The sequence below is a fragment of the Shimazuella alba genome (genome assembly GCF_009831235.1).
Classification (GTDB): domain Bacteria; phylum Bacillota; class Bacilli; order Thermoactinomycetales; family Thermoactinomycetaceae; genus Shimazuella; species Shimazuella alba.
The window spans coordinates 64,049-79,326 of sequence record NZ_WUUL01000003.1 but is presented as its reverse complement, the minus strand read 5'-3'; the positions used below and the strand labels follow the sequence as shown (position 1 = coordinate 79,326).

At 38.9% G+C, this 15,278-nt stretch carries 15 protein-coding genes, 1 pseudogene and 1 other annotated feature; of the genes and pseudogenes, 11 read left to right on the top strand and 5 right to left on the bottom strand.

Annotation, left to right across the window (positions count from 1 at the left end):
* The first annotated feature begins 1 nt into the window (after position 1).
* The 3 genes and pseudogenes from GSM42_RS05485 (at position 2) to GSM42_RS20945 (ending at position 1,991) form a co-directional block, all read left to right on the top strand.
* Entirely contained in the window at positions 2–748 is a 747-nt protein-coding gene (locus tag GSM42_RS05485) for a thioesterase II family protein (RefSeq protein ID WP_160800556.1), read from the top strand.
* A 77-nt stretch (positions 749–825) separates the two neighbouring features.
* A complete protein-coding gene (locus tag GSM42_RS05480; protein WP_160800555.1) occupies positions 826–1,392 on the top strand; it encodes an NUDIX domain-containing protein in 567 nt (188 codons plus the stop codon).
* Positions 1,393–1,841: 449 nt separating this feature from the next.
* A pseudogene (locus tag GSM42_RS20945) lies at positions 1,842–1,991 on the top strand (helix-turn-helix domain-containing protein).
* On the opposite strand, the gene GSM42_RS05470 reads toward GSM42_RS20945, so the two are convergent.
* The 4 genes from GSM42_RS05470 to GSM42_RS05455 form a co-directional block, all read right to left on the bottom strand.
* Positions 1,984–2,190 carry a hypothetical protein gene (locus tag GSM42_RS05470; protein ID WP_160800554.1) on the bottom strand — a complete coding sequence of 69 codons (207 nt, stop codon included), beginning with the start codon at positions 2,188–2,190 and terminating at the stop codon, positions 1,984–1,986. The pseudogene GSM42_RS20945 and the gene GSM42_RS05470 overlap by 8 nt on opposite strands.
* Before the next feature lie 202 nt (positions 2,191–2,392).
* The gene (locus tag GSM42_RS05465) at positions 2,393–2,686 is read right to left on the bottom strand and encodes a hypothetical protein (RefSeq protein ID WP_160800553.1); all 294 of its coding nucleotides are present in this window, start codon (positions 2,684–2,686) and stop codon (positions 2,393–2,395) included.
* Positions 2,687–2,847: 161 nt separating this feature from the next.
* Complete coding sequence (locus tag GSM42_RS05460) at positions 2,848–3,267, bottom strand: DoxX family protein (protein ID WP_160800552.1); 420 nt, start codon at positions 3,265–3,267, stop codon at positions 2,848–2,850.
* An 825-nt stretch (positions 3,268–4,092) separates the two neighbouring features.
* Positions 4,093–4,557 (bottom strand): hypothetical protein, encoded by a 465-nt coding sequence (locus GSM42_RS05455; RefSeq protein ID WP_160800551.1) that lies wholly within the window; start codon positions 4,555–4,557, stop codon positions 4,093–4,095.
* Positions 4,558–4,853: 296 nt separating this feature from the next.
* Between GSM42_RS05455 and GSM42_RS05450 the strand changes: the two genes are divergently transcribed.
* The 5 genes from GSM42_RS05450 to deoC all read left to right on the top strand — a co-directional run bounded on the left by GSM42_RS05450 (position 4,854) and on the right by deoC (position 11,457).
* Positions 4,854–6,983 (top strand): BglG family transcription antiterminator, encoded by a 2,130-nt coding sequence (locus tag GSM42_RS05450; RefSeq protein ID WP_160800550.1) that lies wholly within the window; start codon positions 4,854–4,856, stop codon positions 6,981–6,983.
* A 13-nt stretch (positions 6,984–6,996) separates the two neighbouring features.
* Positions 6,997–7,269 (top strand): PTS sugar transporter subunit IIB, encoded by a 273-nt coding sequence (locus tag GSM42_RS05445; protein WP_160800549.1) that lies wholly within the window; start codon positions 6,997–6,999, stop codon positions 7,267–7,269.
* 35 nt (positions 7,270–7,304) lie between these two features.
* Positions 7,305–8,654, top strand: a complete 1,350-nt coding sequence (locus tag GSM42_RS05440; protein ID WP_160800548.1) for a PTS ascorbate transporter subunit IIC — start codon at positions 7,305–7,307, stop codon at positions 8,652–8,654.
* Between the two features lie 92 nt (positions 8,655–8,746).
* Positions 8,747–10,753 (top strand): transketolase, encoded by a 2,007-nt coding sequence (gene tkt / locus GSM42_RS05435; RefSeq protein WP_160800547.1) that lies wholly within the window; start codon positions 8,747–8,749, stop codon positions 10,751–10,753.
* A 14-nt stretch (positions 10,754–10,767) separates the two neighbouring features.
* On the top strand, positions 10,768–11,457 hold the full coding sequence (deoC, locus tag GSM42_RS05430; protein WP_160800546.1) for a deoxyribose-phosphate aldolase: 690 nt from the start codon (positions 10,768–10,770) through the stop codon (positions 11,455–11,457).
* Positions 11,458–11,603: 146 nt separating this feature from the next.
* Here the strand turns inward: deoC and GSM42_RS05425 are convergent, their stop codons facing one another.
* The gene (locus GSM42_RS05425; RefSeq protein WP_160800545.1) at positions 11,604–12,293 is read right to left on the bottom strand and encodes a 4'-phosphopantetheinyl transferase family protein; all 690 of its coding nucleotides are present in this window, start codon (positions 12,291–12,293) and stop codon (positions 11,604–11,606) included.
* A gap of 162 nt (positions 12,294–12,455) precedes the next feature.
* Here GSM42_RS05425 and GSM42_RS05420 point away from each other — a divergent pair, with 162 nt between their 5' ends.
* The 3 genes from GSM42_RS05420 to GSM42_RS05410 all read left to right on the top strand — a co-directional run bounded on the left by GSM42_RS05420 (position 12,456) and on the right by GSM42_RS05410 (position 15,270).
* Positions 12,456–12,752: a hypothetical protein gene (locus GSM42_RS05420; RefSeq protein WP_160800544.1), complete on the top strand. Its 297-nt coding sequence runs from the start codon at positions 12,456–12,458 to the stop codon at positions 12,750–12,752.
* Positions 12,753–12,843: 91 nt separating this feature from the next.
* Positions 12,844–13,036, top strand: a binding site (T-box leader).
* 46 nt (positions 13,037–13,082) lie between these two features.
* The gene (gene trpS / locus GSM42_RS05415) at positions 13,083–14,066 is read left to right on the top strand and encodes a tryptophan--tRNA ligase (protein WP_160800543.1); all 984 of its coding nucleotides are present in this window, start codon (positions 13,083–13,085) and stop codon (positions 14,064–14,066) included.
* Positions 14,067–14,280: 214 nt separating this feature from the next.
* Positions 14,281–15,270, top strand: a complete 990-nt coding sequence (locus tag GSM42_RS05410) for a class I SAM-dependent methyltransferase (protein ID WP_160800542.1) — start codon at positions 14,281–14,283, stop codon at positions 15,268–15,270.
* Positions 15,271–15,278: the final 8 nt, after the last annotated feature.

The following is a 15,278-nucleotide window of genomic DNA, read 5'->3' as shown; positions in this document are numbered from 1 at the left end:
TATGTTAAGCCTTTGGTTGCCGTATACCAAAGCAATTCAATCAGATGCACATATTTTGTTTTGTTTTCCATATGGCGGGGGTAACCCCGCTTTTTATCAAAATTGGGAGGTGAATTTGTCAGATTATTTTCAGATTTGTCCTGTGCAGCTACCAGGGAGAGGCATACGCTTCTCGGAACCTTCTTATACGGATATTCGTGCACTAGTCCGTGATATCGTTGCCGCTATTCAACCGTATTTGTCCAATCGATTTTCTTTTTTTGGTCATAGTATGGGGGCACTGGTGAGCTTTGAAGTAGCAAGGCTTCTTCAGTCTAAGAGTTTGCCACTTCCGGAAAATGTATTTGTCTCTGGCTACCATGCTCCTCATATTCCTGATCCTGGAAGAAAAATCCACCATCTTCCGGATGATGAATTTTTAGATGGCATCGCAGATATGAATGGCTTGCCAGATGAACTGATACAAAATAGAGAGTTTTTATCTGTATTCTTACCAGCACTTCGAGCAGATTTTACGATGTGTGAAACGTATAAATATCAGTCTGGAGAAAAACTCAAAAGCTCCATTGTTGCTTTAGGCGGAAGTGACGATCCGGAAGCAGGAGAAGAACATTTGCGGAAATGGCAAGAGCAAACCATTCGTGAATTTTCTTTGCACATACTAGATGGAGATCATTTTTACATCCATAGAAGAGAAATGGAAATAATAAAAATAATTAAAAATCAATGCAAGACACTTTATTTTTAAAAATATGGTGACATGAAGAGTGGAAATATGTTACTTTGATCTTAAGTTTCCACCTACAAAGATTGCAGAGGAATATCGTGAAGATCGCTGAGTTTCTTCGTACGATCAGTGAGTTTCTTCGAAAGATCATGGCCGAATTCGAGTCCGATATCATTCGGGCTCATATCGTGGTGTCCATCTACCTTTTCACAGCTGACGGAAAGCTCGTCGTGCTGAAGCGCTCACCCAAAGACCTTGGGCAGTATCTGTTCGAGGTTCCTGGAGGTGGGTTCGATAAGGAGAAGGACAGGGACCTGATCGATGCAGTTCGTCGAGAACTGCTGGAAGAGACGGGGTTGGTTGACGATATCACCATCTTCGATCGACTGGGTCCGTTTGAAAAGCAGCCCATCATGCAGCGTTTTCTCTTCTTCTTCCAGAGGCCTGCTGTCCGGCTTGTGTTCCGGTTTGCTGGTCTTATCAACCGCAAGTCCGAAGAGGTCAAGAAGATGATCGTCATCTCGGATGACCATGAGGATTTCGCTGTGGTTGGACTGACCGCTGGAAAGCAGGATGGCATTTCGTTCAGTGATCTGCCTCCTGAGAAGCAGAGTATCGCTCATTCTGCTTACGCTGTAGTCTTCGGGTCACATCCGATGCACTAACGGCGTATCTGGGCAATAGGTGTTCCTATTGTCCAGCCGGTTATCATGATAGAACAAATAGAAAAACTCCCCCTTCCAATGGAAGGGGGAGTTTTATCCCTTCAAAGTAATGAGAGGGGATTTTATTGAATAACTGAATATGCTTTTGAAAGACTTTTTGTAAAACGGAGATTCCATCATTGTCTAGCAGATGAAGTTCCTTCCTTTTTTCAATGAATCGGAGAATAGAAGATCGGTGAGATTGAATGGTTGTTGTTTTAATCTTTTTCGTTCTAATTGATCAACATAATCTATCAATCTCTCTGAAAGAGTACTCCCGCTTCAAGCATGAGCTAAGTGGCTGGTGAATTCCGGTCCGGCGTTAGCCGAAAGGAATTGGTTCGGAATAATTCCTTTTTTTGTTTTGGGGTGTATCACCGGCCTTAAAATAAGAAAGGAGAAAGAAACACATGCACCAAGCATTCCGTTTTCGTTTGTATCCAACGACAAAACAAGCCATTTAAATCCATAAGTTCATTGGATCTAGTCGTTTTGTATTCCATCATTTTTTAGCAAAATGGAACGATACCTACCGGGAAACGGGGAAAGGGCTCACCTAGTCGATTTGCGCCAAGCTTCTAACCTCCTTGAAACAACAGTTGGAATGGCTAAAAGAAGCGGGTGTCCATGCGTTGCAATCTTCTTTACGGAATCTCGAGGATGCTTTTCAACTATTTTGCAAGAAGGATTGCGATTAATCGCCGTAGGGACTACGGTTTGAGCTTGGTTCACTTCCTTGGGGTACCGAGGACTACCCAAGAATCCCCCACCTCTAAGCGTTAGCATAGGTGGAGGGAGGGTTCAAGAGATTATAGTTTTACTCATCTAACCACCTCTTTTGTAGACGTGACAAGTATTTTGATAGTTAATCGACCTAATTTACAGGGTTCGATATCACTATATAAAAACTCGTCGTATTCTTCTAAGCAATATGACGAGTTTTTTGCTTTCATGAAGACTTTCAATTTCTTACGAATTTGTTAATTGAGAGATGCTTAATCATTGTGGTTAGGTTGAAGAGCATCTTCAATTTTTCTTCCCCAACTTTATCTAGCCATTGATCGAAATTCATTAGATCTAGATGCATCTCTACTAGTACAGGGATATCTGCTTTATATCCTTTGTTGTTGATAAAATCAAATACTTTAGCCGCAGTCTCACTTTTTTGACGAAACATCTCGATTGGAATGTGAGCATAGAAGATTTCTCTTCCAGTTGCTTGACTGATTGAGGTAGTGATCTGTGTGGGAGTCAAGGGATCTCATGCAATTTCAATCGTTACACCTAGAGAGAATATCAAAAATTCGTTTCCATAATAAGAGGTATTTAGAAGAGGTTCATTTTTTATCTCCTTAATATAGGAAGTACATAGATGTAAGCTACATTAATTGGGAAAAATATATGCATTGGTTTCTCTTAGTCAGATGAATTATGATTTTTTTTACGAAAGATTATATTATCTAATGCAAATAAGGATTTGTTTGCTATTGCTAGATAGATAGAGATAGCTATCAATGCTAGATCAAATTCATACCCAGCGGATTGACCATTGCCAAGAAATCCAGCAGCAAATTTTACTTTTACTATCGCGCCAACTAAAATGAGTGCAAATAAAATAGAAATAATCCTCGTTCCAATTCCCAAAAACAAAGCAATGCCGCCTATTAATTCTATCGATGCCACAACATAAGCACTGAAGCCTGGAAGACCAAGGCTTTCAAAAAATCCAGCAGTATTTCCAATGCCACCTTGGAATTTTGTTAATCCATGTATGAAAAATGTGATACCTAAAACTATCCTCAAAATAGTTGCTCCGATTTCACTGCTTTTTTTCATTTACACAAATTCTCCTTTGTCTAATTAATTTTGTTCCTAAGCTACTAAGTTTTATCACGAAATATATTAGTTAGTTACTTAATGTTAGTTATTTTATTTTGGTTACAAAGTTATGTCAAGTGAGTTATAAAAGCAAATGTAAAAAAAGCCGATTCCGTTATGTACATGAGACGAAGGAAAAATAGTGAAAATATATGAAAAGCAAGGGAAGTTGTTTTTCGGAAGAATTAGGTTTACGAGTAACTCAAGTGGATGAATGGAAGAAATAGGAGTGGAAACAAAGAGTTTTTTGCAGATAACAGAGAGAATACAACCACAAAGAACAATCTATTTTAAAACGATCACCTATGAAATTTTAAAGTATCAGGGAAGAAAGAGATTAGTTTAAACAAGGAGCGTTGGTCTCGAACGTTTTCCATAAAAGATAAAACCAATGTTCTCCAGTAAAGAACCCGAGAACATTGGCTGCGAAAGTTTCCGTCTACTCGGCAGTAGTAAGTTCAGGGAGTCTATTTTATTTTGGTACATACATATGTTATTTCAATAGAATCTATCCAGTAGTAAAGTTGAGTCCAATAACCATTCTGGCTTCCGCCTGCAACATAGCCTACTCCGATTTTAGTGAAAGCAGGATTTAAAAGATTTCCTGATGTCCTTCACTATTCATCCAAACCGTCTACTATGGCTGCAGCTGTAGCGTATCCAGCTGCAATATTTTCTCCAGATGCCTGATTGTTTCAACATATCAAATGGAGAGCCATAAATAGGTGATTGATGAGAAAAATAGTTGTGTTCTTCCATGGCCGATGATTTTTTTCCGCTACTTCACTTAATCTGCTGTCCTAAGTTAAGAGGTTTTAAGCCTTGCTTTGATCGCTCGACATTTACGAGTCGGACCACTTCGCGTTCAACGGCTAAAATGTTTGTGTCGCTAGCTGCTAATTCCCGATTGGAAGTAGGTTTCTGTTGTGAAGCAGATTGTTTTGGATCTGTTTTTTTATCCATTTTTGGAGACTTGGTTTTGGTTAGTTGTTTGACTTTCGTTTCAGTTTGTGTTGATTTTTGTTTACTATTTACAACTGTTTTATTCGTATCTTTCTTTCTCTCTTTGGTATGTACAATCTTTTTCTTTTTTGTTGTTGTTTTCACGGAAGGCTTGACTATCGTGATATTAGATATAGTAGCTTTGGTTGCTGCTATTCCTGTATTCACAGGAACAGAAGATTCCCCCGCTGGTTGTCCAATCGGTATAAGCAGAGCTGGGAATATGAGGAGATAAACCAAACGCATCGAATCCCTCTTTTCTATAATGTGATGATGCCTTTCAGTATAAATGAATTTATTTCATTTTTATTTTCCAATTAATGGGGGATAATAAAAATTACATGTGTGAATAGGCCAAAATCAACGTAAAATCCTTGTTTTTTATATGGTTGTAATTAAAAAAACAAGAGTACAACCTTTGCACAAAAGAGAGAACAGCATTTGGACTGCGTAAAACCTTTTATATTTGTAGAAAAGGTGTAACATATAAGTAGGCACAATCACCGTACAAATTCTGCACAGTCTAAGAGAGGAGGATAAGATTGGATGAACGAAGTGTGCACCTATTATCTCATCTGACTCATGCAAAAGAATATGTACCAATAAAAGAGATAATAGACAAATTACAAATATCGAGAAGAACACTCTACTATGACTTGCAAAAAACGAACGATTGGCTAAAAGACCAAGATTTGGAACCAATCAAAAATGTCCGTTCGTTAGGCTTATCATTACCAGAAGCAACCAAGCAAAAAGTACCTGCTCTATTACAAGAAGTTGATACCCAGCAATACTACTTTTCCGAAAAAGAACGTCGTAACTTGTTAGCTGTTTCTTTGATAACTACTAGAAGTCCATTGTTTTTAAAAGATTTAATGAGAAAAATTAAAGTGAGTAGAGGGACGACCATCCATGAAGTGAACAAGTTAAAAGAAGAATTTGCTTCGTTTCAATTACATCTACATTTTCAACGGACCGATGGTTATATCGTTGAAGGTGATGAGAACCAGAAACGAAAGGCTCTTTTGTACTACCTATCTCATATACTGGCAGCAGATGGTTGGAATCATTTGGTGAATGAAATACAAGTTTTGCTTAACGGTGAATTAAATGATTCTGCATATGAAATAGAAAAAAATACACTTTCGTTCATTCATGAGTATTTTCCATTTATAGAAGAGTTGGTAAGAGATAGCGTAACGAAATATGGAATCCAGATAACCGATGAGATGTATCAGCAATTATCGTTGCGCCTATTGATATTCAGTAAGCGCTTACTAGAAGGAAGCACCATCCATATTGAGGAGGAAGAAAAGGAAGTTCTTTGTACAACTCCCGAATATGAGGTTGCTACTTACATCAGCAAGCGACTGGAATCTATGTTTCAAGTTTCATTTCCAGAAGATGAGATAGCATATCTGACTATGCATCTTTTAGGGATATCGATTCGCGTAGATCAATACGAGTTTGATTACAACGAAGTGACAGAAAACCTAAAATGGATTATTGAACAGATGGTATTTGATTTTCAACGCTATGCTTGTGTTTTTTTTCAAGACTCACCCAAGCTAAAAGAAGATCTTCTCAACCATTTGAAGCAAACCTATTATCGCCTAAAGTATGATCTGGTGATAGACAATCCACTGGTGAAAACGATCCAGCAAACATATGGTGAGGTTTTTCAACTTACGAAAAAAGTGATCCATCATTTAGAGGATTATATTGGTAAATCGCTGAACGAAGATGAGATTGGTTTCTTGGCTATGTATTTTGGTGGTTGGTTAAAGCGAGAAGGAACAAAACCTCAAGCGAGAAAAAGAACCATGATCGTTTGTGGTAACGGAGTTTCTACTTCTCAATTGTTGCAATCACAAATCGAAAATTTGCTGACAACGGTTGATGTGGTAAATATCCTTTCGTTACGTGAATTTGATGAAAAAGCTGCCTATCATGTCGATTTCATTGTTTCCACGATACCAATCAAGCACACCATACCTGTATTTCATGTTAATCCGATCTTAACAGACATAGAAAAAGAAACATTGTTAAACAAGTTTAATTTACTCATTCAGCGAAAAACATGGTCACCGCGTTATTCCATACCTGCATTAATGGATATCATTCAAAAACACACCACAATTGTAGACGAAAAAAAGTTAAAGGAAGAGCTTGTGCAATATTTCTCTACTGAAAAACAGACACTATCGAAAGGGGTGAAACCAGTGCTACAAGAGTTATTAACAGAAGATATGATCCAACTCCAACAGACAACAATGAATTGGAAAACAGCGATAAAATTAGCAGCACAACCAATGCTTGCAAATGGCTCCGTTCTAGACGAGTATGTAGAAGCGATGATTAACAATGTTATAGAGCTAGGTCCATATGTGGTGATTGCTCCTAAAATTGCCATTCCCCACGCTAGACCAGAACAAGGTGTGAAGCGAATGGGAATGAGTTTACTCACTTTAAAAGATGGGGTCTTATTTGAAAAAAGCGACAATCCTGTGCAACTAATGATTGTGCTTGCAGCAGTAGACAAAGAATCTCATTTGAAGGCTCTTGCGCAATTATCCGAACTGCTATCAAACGAAAAGGATGTCCAGCGCATTTTAGCGGCAGATAACAAACAGACTGTATTGGAATTAATTGCACGCTACTCACAAAATTGAGGAGGAATTAAGTATGAAAATTTTAGTTGTTTGTGGATCAGGATTAGGAAGTAGCTTTATGTTGGAGTTAAATGTAAAAAAAGCGACAAAAGAACTTGGTATTGATGCAGAAGTAACACACACTGATTTAACAACCGCAAAATCAGAACCAGCTGATTACTATATCGGTTCTGGTGACATCATGGATCAACTCGCTGGAGACTCACGTAAAACGATTTCGTTAAAAAATATGTTTAGTATGGACGAGCTTAAAGAAGCGTTACAAGCGAACATCTTAGATGCTTGATAATCCAATATATTTCCTATAAGGGGGCCTTTTATATGCTTGACTTAATCATGAAAGACATCTTAGGGACACCTGCAATATTGGTCGGCTTATTTGCACTAATTGGTTTGCTGTTACAAAGAAAAAGTGCAGCGGACACTGTATCAGGCACCCTCAAAACAGTAATGGGTTTCTTTATCCTATCTGCTGGTGCAACCGTTATCACTGGAACACTTGATTTCTTTGGAAAAATGTTTGAAGAAGGGTTTCATATTCAAGGAGTTATCCCAAACAATGAAGCAATCGTAGCATTGGCGCAGAAGACATTTGCGACAGAAACAGCAATGATCATGTTATTTGGGATGATTGCGAACATCCTATTGGCTAAATTTACCCGTTTTCGTTATATCTTCTTAACTGGACACCATACGTTATATATGGCTTGTATGATCGGAGTTATTCTCTCTACAGGTGGAATCAAAGGAGTTCCTTTAGTACTCATTGGTTCGGTTATTCTCGGATTATTAATGGTTCTTCTACCTGCTTTACTACAACCTACTGTACGCAAAATTACTGGTTCCGATGATATCGCAGTAGGTCACTTTGGTTCAATCGGTTACTTTGTATCTGGAACAGTAGGAAAATATTTAGGAAATCCTTCGAAGTCTACAGAAGATGTAAAAGTACCAAAAAGTTTAGGTTTCCTAAGAGATACATCTGTAGCGATTTCATTAACGATGGCAATTATGTTTTTTGTGGTATCTTTCGCTGCTGGAAAAACCTTTATTGAAACGCAATTAAGTGGTGGACAAAACTTTATTGTATTTGCTATAACCCAAGCGATTACGTTTGCTGCCGGTGTGTACATTGTTCTCGCTGGTGTACGCTTAGTAATTGCTGAGATTGTTCCAGCATTTAAAGGAATCGCAGATAAAGTGGTGCCAAATGCAACGCCTGCATTAGACTGTCCTGCTGTGTTTCCTTTCGCACCAAACGCTGTTATTATCGGTTTCTTGTTTAGTTTTGTCGCTGGTATTATCAGTATGTTCCTTCTCCCGCTATTTGGTTTAAAGGTCATTGTGCCAGGACTTGTTCCACACTTTTTCACAGGTGCGACATCAGGGGTATTTGGGAATGCAACGGGAGGAAGAAGAGGTGCTATCCTCGGTTCGTTGGCAAACGGTTTCATCATCAGTTTCTTACCTGCACTACTGTTGCCAGTACTCGGTTCTCTTGGATTCCAAGGAACGACATTTGGTGATGCAGACTTTGGGGCGGTAGGACTTATTTTCGGTAATCTTATCAAATTAACTCCTGTACTCGTTTATGCAATTCCGATTGCTGTTGTTATTATTCTGGTGGTACATGGCATTATCAAAAATAAAAAAGAAAAAGCAGCAGCATAAAACAGTGATGAAAAGACCCCATTGCGTTTACCCAATGTATATAAAGGGCAATGGGGTTCTCTACTTTAAAAAGAAGGGTGCGAGGAAAAAAGATGACAAAAAACAACAACTTTGAGCAATTGACCATTGATACAATCCGAACATTATCCATCGATATGGTAGAACAAGCCAACTCCGGTCACCCAGGCATGCCATTAGGTGCAGCACCAATGGCTTATGAATTATGGACCAAATTTTTAAAGCAAAACCCATCCAATCCGCATTGGTTTAATCGCGACCGATTCGTATTATCTGCGGGACATGGTTCGCCTCTTCTCTATAGCATCATGTACTTGCTCGGATATGATTTAACAATTGAAGATTTAAAAAATTATCGGCAATGGGGAAGTGTTACCCATGGTCATCCTGAATTCGGTTTTCCGGCTGGAATAGAAGCGACAACGGGTCCTCTTGGTCAAGGTATCGGGATGGCTGTAGGGATGGCAATGGCTGAAGCTCATTTGGCGAAAGTCTACAATCGAGGACAGTTTCCAGTTGTAGATCATTATACCTATGTTATTTGTGGCGATGGAGATTTGATGGAAGGCGTAACAGCAGAAGCAGCTTCACTTGCAGGTCATTTGGGTTTAGGAAAATTAATTGTACTCTATGATTCCAATGATATTTGCTTAGATGGAGATTTGAACCAATCCTTCACGGAAAATGTAGCCAATCGTTTTGAGTCATATGGATGGCAATATTTACGTGTTGAAGATGGAAATGATCCAGCTGCAATTGGAGAAAAAATAAAAGCAGCACAGATGGATCTGGATCATCCAACCTTGATTGAGATCAAAACCGTAATCGGCTATGGAAGCCCAAATAAAGCAGGAAAATCAGCAGCACATGGCGCTCCATTAGGTGCAGCAGAGACTCAACTGACCAAACAATCATTTGGTTGGAATTACCCATCTTTTACTGTACCAGATGAAGTAAAAAGATATTTAAAACCACTTGCTGAAAAAAGTCAGAAGCTCGAGGACGAATGGAATCAATTATTTGCAGCATATGAAACAGCATATCCAGAATTAGCAACCCAATTCAAACAAGCAATCGCAGGAGATTTGCCAGAAGAATGGGATGATCTATTGCCGGTTTATGATGAAAAATCCGCTGCTTTAGCTACTCGAGAAGCATCTGAGGTAGCGCTCAATTCTTTAGCTAAGCGTGTACCTTCATTATTAGGTGGCTCAGCAGATCTAGCATCTTCGAATAAGACACATCTAAAAGATTATTCTATTTTTAGTAAAGAGTCTTATGATGGGAGGAATATCTGGTTTGGAATCCGTGAACATGCGATGGGAGCAGCCTTAAATGGACTTTCTCTCCATGGTGGAGTTCGTCCTTATGGTGCCACATTTTTTGTCTTCTCTGATTACTTGCGCCCAGTTTTCCGTCTTGCAGCGATGATGGGTCAACCTGTCATGTATATTTTTACCCATGATAGTATCGCAGTAGGTGAAGACGGCCCTACCCATGAGCCAATCGAACATCTTCCATCATTACGTGCAATCCCTGATTTAACCGTCATTCGTCCAGCGGATGCTAGCGAAACATTTGCTGCATATCGGTATGCTCTCAGTCAAACAAAAGGGCCAGTCGCATTCATATTATCGCGACAAAAATTACCACATCTCACATTTGAAAAAGCTGACGAAGGTGTGGCTCGGGGAGCATATGTCCTAGCAGATCCCTCTGATAGAGTGCAGCCAGAATTGATCTTCATCGCAACAGGATCTGAAGTGAGCTTAGCAATGGAAGCACACCATGCCTTAGAGAAAGAAGGTATTGCAACTCGAGTAGTGAGTATGCCTAGTTGGGAACTATTTGAACAGCAAAGCAAAGAATATCAAGAGTCTGTCTTACTCCCAGATGTCCAGCATCGATTAGCGATTGAGATGGCTTATCCACTTGGATGGGAACGTTATACAGGACGTGACGGTATGATTTTAGGTATAACGACTTATGGCGCTTCTGCTCCAGGTGAGGTAATAGCTGAAAAATATGGATTCACGGTGGAGAATGTAGTGGATAAGGCAAAACAATTAGTAGGTAAATAAGAAACGAAAATGGAATGGAAAGGAAGGGTATTGTGGACCAATATGCTCAAATGATCGATCATACGCTATTAAAAGCAGATGCGTCTACGGCAAATATTCAAAAACTAGCGGAAGAAGCCAAACAGTATCGTTTTGCTTCTGTATGTGTAAATCCAAACAAAGTTGCTACTGCATATGAGATTTTAAAAGATACACCAAGCGTAAAAGTTTGTACCGTGGTAGGATTTCCTCTAGGCGCAACGCTAACAGAAGTAAAAGTATTTGAAACCAAATTGGCGATTGAACAAGGTGCGACAGAAGTAGATATGGTCATTTCGATCGGTGCATTAAAAGAAGGTAATGATCCATATGTGCTCCAAGACATACAAGCAGTAGTAGAGGAAGCGCGAGGAAAAGCGCTTGTAAAAGTCATCTTAGAAACATGTCTCTTGACGGAAGATGAAATTGTTCGTGGTAGTCAATTGGCAGTACAAGCAGGTGCTGATTTTGTAAAGACTTCAACTGGTTTTTCTACCGGGGGTGCTACGACAGAAGTAGTTGCACTCATGAGAAAAACAGTGGGGGAAAAAGTGGGTGTAAAGGCATCTGGTGGAATAAGAAGTGCCGATGATATGAAAGCAATGATCGAAGCAGGAGCTAATCGAATCGGAGCAAGTGCTGGTGTAGAAATCGTATCTGGTGGAAAATCAGAAGAAGATTATTAGAGTCAAAAAAACCTCTTCCTATGTGTGGAAGAGGTTTTTTTGACTCATTTTTATCTTTCGTGGTGAAGGTGGTATCAAGGATCTATCGACTGTGGTAAAAACTCGATTATAGTATGTTGTATGGAGCGTTCTGCAACCATCATAACCTATTTGATTATTTTTATTTCGTATTGGCTGTTTTTAGGGATCGTAATGGCTCCTATATAACCTTCATACTCAAATGAGAAAAGCGACCACTTGCTTATGTTAGCTGGATTTGCTTGATCTTCTAATAACTCGGCTTTCTCTTGCAAACCGATTGTAACTTGTTCAACTGGATAAGAAAGACCCATCCCGATCGCTTTGATATAGGCTTCTTTTCTTGTCCAAGCCCGATAAAAAGTGAGTTGTTGTTCTTGCTGAGCTAATGATTGGAAAATGAGACTTTCTTTGGGCGATAAAAAATGTTTTGTCATGGATAAGTAGTCATCAAGCGGTTTTATTTTTTCTATATCCACACCAACTGGACTGGAAGCAATGGCTAAACCAGCTAGATTATCAGAGTGAGTCAAATTAAAATGGATAGGTGTTTGAGCAGTAGACATAGAAGGTTTTCCATACTCATTAACTTGATAATGGATTTTTAATGGCTCACATCCTATATACGATGCTAATAAGCGTCGCATGATACCATGGCTGATAACATATTTCTTTCGATCAGAGGCAAAATGAAATTTTTTTGCTTTTTCTTGTTCTGCTTGGGACAAGATAGAGAATAGTTCTGACAGATTGTGTTCGTGAGGATGAATAGAATACAGCCACAAATCAACATGATAAGGAGAAAGTAAAGTCTGCATAAAAAGTCCTTTCTAAAATGAAAGATAAGGCATACAGTAGTATTTCGATTGTTTGAGATGAATTTCCTATGGAACAAATAGTTTAAAATTTTAATCTATTATTATTTGAAATTTTAGAATATACTAAAGCTAATGTCAGACAGAACCACAGAAAGAGGGAGTATGCACATCCGCATTATCACCAGGGACGTCGACGGAATGGACGGTATTCTTTCTACAAACGGAAAGGAGAGCTGTTTCTCCGTCTCTGGCAAAAAGATCAAGGAAGGACCCAATTCTCTGACGATTACAGGAGATGCCACTGTGTTGATCAGCTGCAATTGCAAGCAGCAGTTCCACACCTTCCGAGGGGAAGAGGTAATCCTGCGTGAGAAGGTAATCCTGATCCGTGATGGAGAAGTGGATGGGAAACTCCGCTTCATGAGAGGCTCATACCCGGACTTCGTTCTGGTACACTGATCTGGCTAAGGCTCTGGAATCATTTCTCCGGAGCCGCCAAACTTTTGACTTATCACGCAATTGATGGTATTCTTTTGCGCAATAGGATAAATTCAAAGCGATGAACAAGAAAAGTACACTTTACCCTCCTTTTTTAGAGAGCTTGTGGTTGGTGGGAACAAGCATAGGAATTTAGTGGAATGGGCTTGGGAGCTTTATCGTCTTACTCACGATACGAGTGTAATGAAGCGATTTTCTTATGTGGAAAATAACTAGGGTGGCAACGCGGTCCATTCGTCCCTAATAAAAGGGCGAAATGGGCTTTTTTCTATTGAGGAGGAAATGAGAAAGATGGCAGTTGTATTTTCAGGTGTTCAGCCAAGCGGAACATTAACATTAGGAAATTATTTAGGTGCAATCAAGCATTTTGTCGATTATCAAGAAGAAGAGGAAAGTTACTTTTGTATTGTCAATCAACATGCGATCACTGTTCCACAAGATCCAAAACAACTTCGTGATAATACGAGAAGTTTAGCTGCACTTTACTTAGCAGTAGGATTAGATCCCAAAAAAACTACCTTATTTGTCCAATCAGAAGTGGCAGAACATGCCCAGTTGGCATGGGTGATGCAGACTATTTCTTATGTGGGCGAACTAGAAAGAATGACTCAGTTTAAAGAAAAAGCACAAAACAGAGGAGAGTCTATTCCTGCTGGTCTTTTGACTTACCCGCCATTAATGGCAGCAGATATGCTGCTTTATAAAACGACAGATGTACCCGTGGGAGATGATCAGAAACAACATATTGAAATAACACGCGATTTGGCTGGCCGATTTAACCACCGTTTTGGAGAACTGTTCCCACTTCCGAAGATGCGAACACCAAAAGTAGGAGCACGCATCATGTCGTTGCAAGATCCTACTAAAAAAATGAGCAAGTCCGATGCTAATCAGAATGCAACCATTCGCTTGCTGGATAGCGAGAAAGATATCTTAAAGAAATTAAAGCGTGCTCAAACTGATTCTGACAATACGATTCGTTTTGATAAAGAAAATAAACCAGGTGTATCTAACCTGCTTGCTATCCATTCCCTCTGCACAGGAAAAACCACTGAGCAACTAGAGCAGGAATATATGGGCAAAGGCTATGGACATCTGAAAGTAGATACAGCAGAAGCCGTAATAGAAATACTCCGTCCTATTCAAGCTCGATATAACGAGCTTATATCTACATCGGAACTGGATCTAATCTTAGATGAAGGAGCTGCAAAAGCTAGAGAAGTAGCTTCTAGGACCATGAAAGAAGTAGAACATGCGATGGGTTTGAGACGTTAGCTAAATAAAATGACAAGTCAGTAAAGTAGACTAGGGGATGAAAATCTTGCTAGTCTTTTTTTATGTTTCTAACAAATAGAAATTTAGTATTTGATAATATTAATAGCTAATACTTTTCAAATTATATCCTAAGTAGTATGGTAATTAATAATGATAATAATAAATTTCAACGAGAGCAGCATAACTTTTATTCATATATTTTGGAGGGTATAACATGACAAAAACACTATTTCCATCACCATCCATACAAAATACTAGCAAAAAAATGTTTACTTATGGAATTGGTTGCCATGCTTTATTGGTACTCCATTCTGTGGGTCTTCTTCCCATTTTGGAAAAACGAGCTGTCAGTAAAAAAGAAATCGTAGAAAGTGAACGATATCCACATCACATGGCTATCATCGGAGCATTGCAAGCTTTAACGTATGCAGATATCGTGAAGGATGAAAAACAACAGTATTTGTTGACAGAGTCTGGACGAGAAGTAGTGCAGGACATCGATATGTTTATTCATTGGTTTAACGCCTATGGTAAAGTAATGGCTGACAGTGTGGAGATTGCAAAAAACTTGTATGTTCCAAAACCGGATGTCGATTATGATTTAGATCAAGTTGCTTATTCTGCATCTTTGATCAAAAAAAGACTAATCACACCTGTTTTAAGAGAGGTTATATCAAGCTTACAGCCACAAGGTGTATTATGTGATATGGGCTGTAGTTCAGGAGAAGTTTTGATTTCACTCTGTGAAGAATTTAATCTCGAGGGGATAGGATTTGAAAAAAGTCCGAAAATGGTGGAACTCGCAAACAAAAATATTCAAATGAATACTTCTGCTGCTATTCATGCTTACTATGCAGATTATACAAACATGAAAGGGATATATCCAGAAGTTGATCTGCTCATCTGCGATTTTTTTATGCATCATATAACGGATGATGATGTTTGTATAGAAATGTTGCGCTCATTTAAACAAACATTCCCAAATAGTCGTTATATGCTGTTTATGGACAACTTTACACCTGAACATGGTACTTCATCTCCAGAGGTATTTGCTCCCGCATTTGATTTTGTTCATCGACTACAAAAAATTGAGACACGAGCTTATCAATCGTTGGAAGGTATCATAAAGGGATCTGGGTTTTCAATCGTAGAGAGAAAGAACTTAGAAATACCAAACGGTTATCTTTGGCTTTTAGAAATGTGATGATATTG